Annotated in this window: 8 protein-coding genes; all 8 read left to right on the top strand. The window is 66.4% G+C overall.

Translation table 11 applies throughout. The annotated features are described in order from the left end of the window. Positions 1 to 574: LysR substrate-binding domain-containing protein (locus tag AC1D2K_RS24105; protein WP_478091555.1), on the top strand; the 574-nt coding region annotated here is incomplete at its 5' end. Between the two features lie 145 nt (positions 575 to 719). Next, positions 720 to 1,970 carry a D-amino acid dehydrogenase gene (locus AC1D2K_RS24100; RefSeq protein ID WP_478091553.1) on the top strand — a complete coding sequence of 417 codons (1,251 nt, stop codon included), beginning with the start codon at positions 720 to 722 and terminating at the stop codon, positions 1,968 to 1,970. 24 nt (positions 1,971 to 1,994) lie between these two features. Next, positions 1,995 to 2,369: a RidA family protein gene (locus tag AC1D2K_RS24095; protein WP_478091551.1), complete on the top strand. Its 375-nt coding sequence runs from the start codon at positions 1,995 to 1,997 to the stop codon at positions 2,367 to 2,369. A gap of 82 nt (positions 2,370 to 2,451) precedes the next feature. Beyond that, on the top strand, positions 2,452 to 3,885 hold the full coding sequence (locus AC1D2K_RS24090) for an N-acyl-D-amino-acid deacylase family protein (protein ID WP_478091549.1): 1,434 nt from the start codon (positions 2,452 to 2,454) through the stop codon (positions 3,883 to 3,885). An 89-nt stretch (positions 3,886 to 3,974) separates the two neighbouring features. After that, positions 3,975 to 4,184 carry a hypothetical protein gene (locus tag AC1D2K_RS24085; protein WP_478091547.1) on the top strand — a complete coding sequence of 70 codons (210 nt, stop codon included), beginning with the start codon at positions 3,975 to 3,977 and terminating at the stop codon, positions 4,182 to 4,184. A 65-nt stretch (positions 4,185 to 4,249) separates the two neighbouring features. Continuing rightward, a complete protein-coding gene (locus AC1D2K_RS24080) occupies positions 4,250 to 5,698 on the top strand; it encodes a gluconate:proton symporter (protein ID WP_478091546.1) in 1,449 nt (482 codons plus the stop codon). Between the two features lie 11 nt (positions 5,699 to 5,709). Continuing rightward, positions 5,710 to 6,582 (top strand): serine hydrolase, encoded by an 873-nt coding sequence (locus tag AC1D2K_RS24075; RefSeq protein ID WP_478091545.1) that lies wholly within the window; start codon positions 5,710 to 5,712, stop codon positions 6,580 to 6,582. Between the two features lie 9 nt (positions 6,583 to 6,591). Beyond that, positions 6,592 to 7,431 carry a carbon-nitrogen hydrolase family protein gene (locus AC1D2K_RS24070; protein ID WP_478091543.1) on the top strand — a complete coding sequence of 280 codons (840 nt, stop codon included), beginning with the start codon at positions 6,592 to 6,594 and terminating at the stop codon, positions 7,429 to 7,431. Positions 7,432 to 8,395 lie beyond the last annotated feature (964 nt).

Genomic DNA, 8,395 nt, shown 5'->3' with positions numbered 1-8,395 from the left:
ATGCCCGGGGGTTTCGCTGGAGATCCAGACGCGTCATGGCGACGAACTGTTGGCGCTGGTGCTATCGCGGGCACTGGACCTCGCTGTGGTGTTCGATCCGCCGGCCCAGCCGGGCGTGGCAGTGGCCAATCTTGGACGCGCCGCAGTGGTTTACCTCGGGCCGCCGCAGGGCGAGGCGAAGCACGAATCCGTCCGCTTGGCCGAGCTTGACGAGCAGCGCTGGATCGGTATCGGAAGCGGCGATCCGCTCGGCGGTCTGATCGCGCAGGCTTTCCATGCGCTTGGCCTGGAAGAGCGCACCCCCATGATCGAGGCGCGCACCTACTATGTTGCGGCCGCCCTGGCGGAATGCGGCGTGGGGTATGCGCTGGTAGACCAGTTCACGGCGCAGTTCGCTGCGCGCGCCAGCCACGGTGACTTAACCGTGCAGCCGGTGTCGCCAGCGCTGTCCGTCGGAGTGATGGCGATCCATCCGGAGGGCGGCGTCTCGTCGCATGCGCTGGACGCGCTGCTGGAAGTGTTGCGCGAGCAACTGACTGCGACGCCCGTCGCGGCGCCGAAGGAGTGCCCATAACCTTGGGTTATGGGGGGGGGCTAAAAGTTCATTTGAACCTGCCTCCTGTCGCATCCACACTCTCGCTGTCCMCAGCCAGTCCGCCAGCCGCGGACCCGGCGGGCTTGGAGAGTGGCAGCAGGATATCGAGGCAGGAAAACATAGCATGCGGATTTGCGTACTTGGCGGCGGCGTGGTGGGTGTCGCCAGTGCATACTACTTGGCGCGCGAAGGGCACACGGTGACCCTGCTGGAAGCGCGCGAGGGTCTGGCGCTGGAAACCAGCCAGGCCAACGGCGCGCAACTCAGCTACAGCTATGTGGCGCCGCTGGCCGATCCGGCGGTGCTGCCTAAGCTGCCCGGCTGGCTGCTGGACCGCGATTCCCCCCTGCGATTCGTGCCGCGCTTGGAATGGCAGCAATGGCGCTGGTGCCTAGCCTTCCTGCGAGCCTGCCGCGGCGACGTGGCGCGTGCCGTCACTGCCGAATTGCTTGGCCTTGGCTACCACAGCCGCACCCTGGTGCATGAGCTCGTTGCGCGAGAGCAGATCGAATTCGACTACCAGCGCAACGGCAAGCTGGTGGTATACCGCGATCCGGTGGCGTTTGCCCATGCGCGCCGCCAACTGGACTACCAGGCCGCGCTAGGCAGCAACCAGCAGGCGCTGGACGGCACGGCCTGTATCGCGCTCGAACCCGCGCTGGCGCATCTCAGCGATCGGCTTGCCGGCGGCGTTCATACGCCCAGCGAAGATGCCGGCGACTGCCATGCCTTCACTACGAACATGGCGGAATTGACCGCGCGGCGCTATGGTGCGAAGTTCCTCTGCGGTGCGCGCGTAACCGGGCTGCGCCGCGAGGGGCGCGCCGTGGTGGCGGTGCGCACAGAAAGCCACGAGGTCGAGGCCGATGCCTTCGTTATCTCAGCCGGCATGGGCAGCGTACCCTTGCTGGCCGAATTGGGTCTGCGCCTGCCGATATTCCCCCTGACCGGCTATAGCCTGACCGCGCCGGTGGACGACAAGCACCGGCCGCCTGGGATCAGTATCACTGACCTCCACCACAAGGTGGTGTATGCGCGCCTGGGGCAACGCCTGCGCGTTGCCGGCATGGTGGACCTGACCGGAAGGCGCCCGCGCGCCGACCAGCGGCGCATCGCCTTGCTCAGCCGGCAGGCACGCGAAACTTTCCCCGACGGCGCGGATTTCGATGCGGCGGCCACCTGGTTTGGCAGCCGGCCGGCAACACCCGACAGCAAACCGTTGATCGGCGCAACGCCCTACACCAACTTGTGGCTGAACACCGGTCACGGCGCGTTGGGCTTTACCCTTGCCTGCGGCAGCGCGGCCCTGCTTGCTGACGCCATCGCGGGGCGCCAGCCGCCGCTGGATKCCTCTGCTTTTGCGCTGGCGCGCTGACTTTCCTCACTGAATCGAGAGTTCATGAAACAGATCATTGATACCGGGTTGCCATCCTCTGCGGCACCTGTCGAGTGGGCCGTGCTGAGCAATGGCATTCTCTTTACCACGCAGATCCCCATCGGCGCGGACGGCATTGTGGTGTCTGGCGGCATCGAGGCGCAGGCGCGCCAGACTCTGGTCAACCTGCGCACGACATTGGAGGCGGCAGGGGGTACGCTGGCCGACCTGACCCAGGTCCTGGTCTATGTCACGGACCGCTCGCACCTGGCCAGCTTCAACGCTGTCTATGCCGAGTTCGTGCCGCCTCCGTATCCGAACCGCGCGGCGTTCGTGACGGTGGGTTTCGGCCGGCCGGAGATGCTGGTCGAAATCGTGGCCTACGCCGCTCTTAGCTGACGTGGCACGCGTGCAGACTATCCCCCAAACGTTCATCCGCATGCGCATCGCGCGTCGCGGGTCGGCTTCCCGGAATTGAACCATGCCCTCTTGCGACTTGTTGTTCCTGAACGGTCAACTGATTGATGGCACCGGCGCCCCCCGGCGATCCGGCGCGCTGGCGGTGACCGGCGACCGCATTGCCGCCGTAGGCGACTGCGCTGGGTGGGACGCCGTCCGTACCATCGACGCTGCTGGCCGCGTGCTGGCGCCGGGCTTTATCGACGTACATACGCACGACGACAGCGCCTTGCTAAAGACGCCGTCGATGCCGGCCAAGACCAGCCAGGGCGTAACCACCGTGATTGCCGGCAATTGCGGGATCAGCATCGCGCCGCTGGTGCCGCGCAATCCCTTGCCCCAGCCGCTGACGCTGCTCGGGGAAATGCCCGACTTTTGCTTTGCCACCGTGGCGCAATACCGAAGCGCGCTTGAGGCCGCGCCGCCTAGCGTCAATGTCGGCCTGTTGGTGGGGCACAGCACGTTGCGCGCGGGGGCCATGCAGGACACCACCCGCGCCGCGAGCGCCGGCGAGATCGAGGCGATGAGCGCGGCCCTGGCGCAGGCCCTGCAGGACGGAGGCCTCGGCCTGAGCACGGGGCTGAGCTATCCCGCCAGCCGCGCGGCGCCCACGGAAGAGGTGGTCGCGCTGGCGCGGGTGACGGCGAGCCATCCCGGTGCCATCTACACCACGCATATGCGCAGCGAACGTGACCAGGTGATCGAAGCCGTGCGCGAGACGCTGGAGATTGGCCGCGAGGCGGCCATCCCCGTCGTGATCTCCCACCACAAATGCATCGGCCGCAGTAATTTCGGCAAGACCACGGTGACGCTCGAACTGATCGACCGGGCGCTTGCCACACAGGACGTCGCCCTCGATGTCTATCCCTATACCGCAAGTTCCACCGTTCTGTTGCCAGAGTTCGTTGGTGAAGCTGAGCGCATCATCGTCACCAGCTCGCAGCCGCATCCCGAGCAGGCCCGCCGCGACCTGCACGAGATCGCCGCCGAATGGGGGGTGTCGCAGGAAGAAGCGGCGGCGCGGTTGGGACCCGCCACCGCTATCTACTTCCAGATGGACGAGGCCGACCTGCGCCGCGTGCTGGCGCATCCGCGCACCATGATCGGCTCGGACGGCATCCCCGGACCCTATCCGCACCCGCGCTTGTGGGGCAGCTTCCCGCGCGTGCTCGGCCACTACGCGCGCGAACTCGGACTGCTGACGCTGGAGGACGCGGTCCGCCGCATGACCTCGCTGCCCGCCGCGGTCTTCGGGCTGCCCGGGCGTGGCGTGCTACGCGAAGGATATGCGGCGGACCTGGTGCTGTTCGATCCCGGCAGCGTGATCGACCGTGCTGACTATACCCAGCCGTGCGAGCTGTCAGCGGGGATCGAGCAAGTCTATGTGAACGGCTGTGAGGTCTGGGGGAGCGAAGGCGCAACCGGCGCCGCCGCCGGCCAATTCCTTACCCGCTGAACTCTGGGCGCGCAGATAAGCCTTGACTACCCGAGGAGGCCAAACAATGAAGAAATCCTTGCCCCTGTGGCAGCGCCTGGTATGGCGTGGTGGCGCCGGCACAACTGCCCGCCGACGTGCGCACCAGGCTGTCGGATGCCTCTATCGCCGCGCTCAAGGATTCAGGTACCCGGCAACGGCTGGTCGATGCTGGCGCCTATCCGGTCGGGAACGGCCCGGAGGCTTTCGCGCGCCAGATCGGCGGGGAATATGAGCGCTGGGGCGCGGTGATCCGCAAGGCCGGGATCACACCGCAATAAGTGCAAGAAGGCCGGACGCGGGGAGCGTAACGGCTGAACAAGAGATTTGAAAGAACGGAGACGACATGACCTTATTGACACAGAAGGCAGCTGCCTCGCGGCCGCCCGCTGCTGGCGCGCTGCAACCAGGCCGGCGCAATGCCGCCATCGCGGTATTCTTGCTTGGACTGGCGATTGCGCTGTACACCCACTCCACCATGGCAGGTCAAACCAGCCTGTGGGGACTGACGCCGGTACTGGTATTTGCTGTCATTGCACTTTTGGGGGTGGATATCGTGCTATCCACCATCGCCGCGATCGTGCTCGGCGCCATCATGACGGGCACCACGCCCATCGGCATGGGCAAGCTGCTGGCGGACTCGCTAGGTTCCTTTATCGCGGTGGTTGGTCTGATCATCGTGCTGGGTGCAGGCGTAGGCGAGGTCGCCTCCCGCACCGGGGCCGCAGAGCAGATGGTGCGCGCCATCGTGCGCCGCATCGGGCTGTCCAACCAGGTGCGCGTGCGCCTTGGCATCATGGTGACCTCGACGCTGATCTGCGGCGCGCTGGGCACGCTGGCTGGCGGCAATGCCATCATCGCTGCCGTGGTGATCCCGATTGCGGCCGCCGTACGCCTGTCGCCTCCCGCGGTAGCCGCTCTGTTCCAGACCGCCGGGTCGGCCGGGCTGGTGCTGGGGCCCTTCACACCCAACGTGGTCACGGTGACCGGGCTGACTGGCCTGAGCTACCCGGAGTACCTGCTGGTGGCCGGCATCCCGATGGCCGCCGCGACGTTGCTGAGCGGCTGGTTCATGTCGGGTCGTATCCAGAAGATGACCGAAGCCAGTCACCAGTATGAAGAGGCGGGCGCGGGCGGCATGGCTGCCATCGACCTCAACGCCAAGCCGTCGCGCCAGGCCGTGCGCGCGGCGTGGGCCTTCTGTCTGACCATCGTCGCAATGGCGGTGGCCGGGGTGTTGGCCAAGGCGGGCTACGCGTTCGCCATCATCGTCATGGTCTCGCTTGCCGCAACCACCGGGCTGGCCGGAGGCATGAGCCCGCGCGCCATCCTGCAGGCCATGTACGCGGGCGCCGGCAAGCTGATCTGGATCTTCTTCCTGTTCTGGCTATTCAATCCGGTGCTGGTGCTGGTCGACAAGCTCAACGCTTACCACGCATTGTTGGACCTGGCGAGCCCGCACCTGGCCGGCATCGGCGGCGCCATGCTGTGCGTGATCGTGTTGTGGTTCAACGTGATCGGGCATATCCCTGGCGCGGCGGTGGCGCAGATGACGTTCACGGCCAAGATCTTCGGTCCGCTGCTGGCGGCCGCCGGGGTCGGCCCGGCGGCCACCACCGCGGTGATCCTGGGCAGCTCGCAGATCGACTGGTTCGGGCCGTTCCCCACCTCCGACATGTTCGGCCAGATGGGGCTGGCGCGCTCGACCCAGCTCAAATACATGCTCTACAACGGCTGGGCCGTGATCGTGGTGAACCTGTGCTTGTTCTCCTCCCTGTTCTTCTTCCTGGTTTAAGGAGAGAGATCATGTTCCCGCTAGGATCGCATCCGCTGGACGCGCACGCATTGCGCCAGCATGTCGAAGCCGGCCTGGCGCCGCTGCTCGCGGCGACACCGGCACGCGTTTCGATCAGTCTGCGGGGCCTTGACGGCAGCGTAGTGCTGGAGCGCGACGCCGCCCGCGTGCGGCCGTCCGCCAGCATCATCAAGCTCCCCATCCTGCTGGCCCTGCTGGAGCGGGTGGCGGGTGGCAGCTACCGACTCGACGAGCAACTTCCCCTGGAGGCGGGCGCGCGCGCGGGCGGCACCGGCATTCTCCATCAGTTGCCCAGCGTGGCCAGCCTGTCGCTGGCGGAACTGGCGCGGCTGATGATCGTGCTCAGCGACAACGTGGCCACCAACGCCCTAATCGGCTTGCTCGGCTGCGCAGAGGTTACGCAGTGGTGCCGGCGTGCCGGCCTCGCGGGAAGCTGTTTGCAGCGGCGCATGATGGACGCCGGGGCGAGGAAGGCTGGTCTGGACAATTTCACCTGTGCGGGCGATGCCGCGGCGGCGCTCGGCTGGCTGTTGCGCGAGGCCTCGTTGCCGGCGGCACTGCGGACCTTCGCGCTTTCCTTGCTGGCCGACCAGCGCGATCGCGCCCACTTCGGCGCCGCACTGCCGGGGCAAGCGCATCTCGCCAACAAAACCGGCCAGTTGCCGGGCCTGCGCCATGACGCCGGCATCCTCACCGTGGGCGATTGCAGCGCGGTGCTGGCTGTGCTGGCCGATGGATTCACCGATCCCCGTACCGCGCACACGCTCGATGGCGGAGATGGCGCCGAACTGCTGGCGCGTATAGCGCGGGTGGTGGCGCAAGGGTTGCTCGCGCAGGCAGGCGAGCCGCAGGCAACGGAATAAGGAGCAGTCATGCCAATCAGAGTGGCAGCGATTCAACTCGACAGCCAGCAAGACCGCGACGCGAACCTGGCGGCGCTGGAGCGCTGGATATTGGCCGCGGCCGGCGACGGCGCCAAGCTGATCGTCACGCCGGAATACAGCGATGTGCGCGGCGACGCGCAAACGCTGCGAGTGGCGGCCAGCCCGATACCCGGCGAGGTCACCGGGCACATCGCGGCGCTGGCGCAGCGCACCGGCTGCTGGATTCACCTTGGCTCGATGCACGAGCGGCTGGCGGACCAGTCCCGGCTCGGCAACAGCGGCATTACCTTTGCGCCGGACGGCACCATTGCCGCGCGCTACCGCAAGGTCCACCTGTATGACGCGGTGGTCGGCGGTGTCTCCTATCGGGAGTCTGCCGACTTCGCGCCCGGCGAACACTTGCAGACCGTCGAGGCGGCGGGGCTGACGCTTGGCCTCAGCATATGTTACGACTTGCGCTTCGGGGAGCTGTATCGCACGCTGCGCGGGCGTGGCGCCAATGTCCTAGTGGTGCCTGCCGCCTTCAATCTGCATACCGGGCGGGATCACTGGGAGACTCTACTGTGCGCACGCGCCATTGAAAACCAGTGCTATGTGGTGGCCGCCGCGCAGATCGGCGGCGCCGGGCCGGGATTGCCGTGTCTCGGGCGCAGCATGATTGTCGATCCCTGGGGCACCGTGTTGGCCTGCATGCCGGACCGCACCGGTTATATCCTGGCCGATATCGATCCCGAGCGGGTAACGGCCCTGCGCGCCGGGTTGCCGGCATGGGAGCATCGCCGCACCGACCTCTTTTTCCGCGACGGGGGCGGCGCGACGGCGGACTGAGCCGCGCGCAGCGCTGTGTGCCTCGCACGGCTGTGCGGCCTGCTGTGCGCGGCTCGACGCGCCTGGAGATGCGCATTGCTGCGGGAACTTTCGCCGCGTGCTGAGCGGCCCGTTCACGCCACCGACTTCGATTCGTTGACCTTCCTTGTAGAACACTACTGGCGCAGTCCTCGTCTCTCCGCGGGTCATTTCGCGCTCGAAGCCGCCCGCGCGCGGGTGCAGCTTGTCTCAACTCACTCGTGGCTGACACGCAACGTGAGTGGGCGCTCGGAAGAAGGCCGCGAGGCTGTTGCGGCGCCGAACGAGAAATAGCGCTTCATCTTGCTGATGCTGCGGCAGCCAGCGCGTGGGTTGGAAATTCTGAGCAGCCAAGGCCGGAATCGCGGGGGTATCACCACTCCGATCTAGCCAGCAATGCCGGTAGCGGGTTGGTGGCCGACTTTGTCAACGCTGCTTTCAAATGTCGCAGCGCCAGCGAAGTTGAAATGTCGCATTTCTGGCCTCTTCTGATGGGATCCGACGAACGCCGTGACTGCCTTGCCTCTGCACTACAGGTCCTTGTCAGCCGAAGGCCGGAGCGATCGGTTAGTTTTGCCGCGTTGAACGAGCTGTTGCTTTCGGAGCACGTTGACGCGCCTCTGAGTTCGCAGCGTTCGGCGAAGGGTTCATTGATTTGCAAGCCTTGCGCAATGCCTGCTCAAACTCTTTTTGATCCAGCCGGGGGGGATTTGACTTTTCTCACTCGCTCTCCGCCCCGGAAAAGCCCGCATGGCATAGGAAGAAGAGGGCGCCGCGGTCTGGCGTGACCCTGCGACAAACTGTCATGGCCTTGCGGGGGCGGCATGGCCGGCTCTCGCACATTTGGCATCCTCGCAGGAGCCCTCTCATGCCCTTCCTCGCGCCCTCGTTCGCCCGCCTGCCACCCCTGGACTACCTGCTCGCCGACCAGGTCGAGCCGCGCAAG

It is taken from the genome of Variovorax sp. P1_H12_2 (assembly GCF_056405335.1).
This window is presented reverse-complemented; position numbering and strand designations above follow the sequence as displayed.

Excerpts from the sequence above, each read along its gene's own strand:
- AC1D2K_RS24095 (WP_478091551.1), top strand. The coding sequence starts at position 1,995 with ATGAAACAGATCATTGATACCGGGTTGCCATCCTCTGCGGCACCTGTC.
- AC1D2K_RS24090 (WP_478091549.1), top strand. The coding sequence starts at position 2,452 with ATGCCCTCTTGCGACTTGTTGTTCCTGAACGGTCAACTGATTGATGGC.
- AC1D2K_RS24080 (WP_478091546.1), top strand. The coding sequence starts at position 4,250 with ATGACCTTATTGACACAGAAGGCAGCTGCCTCGCGGCCGCCCGCTGCT.
- AC1D2K_RS24075 (WP_478091545.1), top strand. The coding sequence starts at position 5,710 with ATGTTCCCGCTAGGATCGCATCCGCTGGACGCGCACGCATTGCGCCAG.
- AC1D2K_RS24070 (WP_478091543.1), top strand. The coding sequence starts at position 6,592 with ATGCCAATCAGAGTGGCAGCGATTCAACTCGACAGCCAGCAAGACCGC.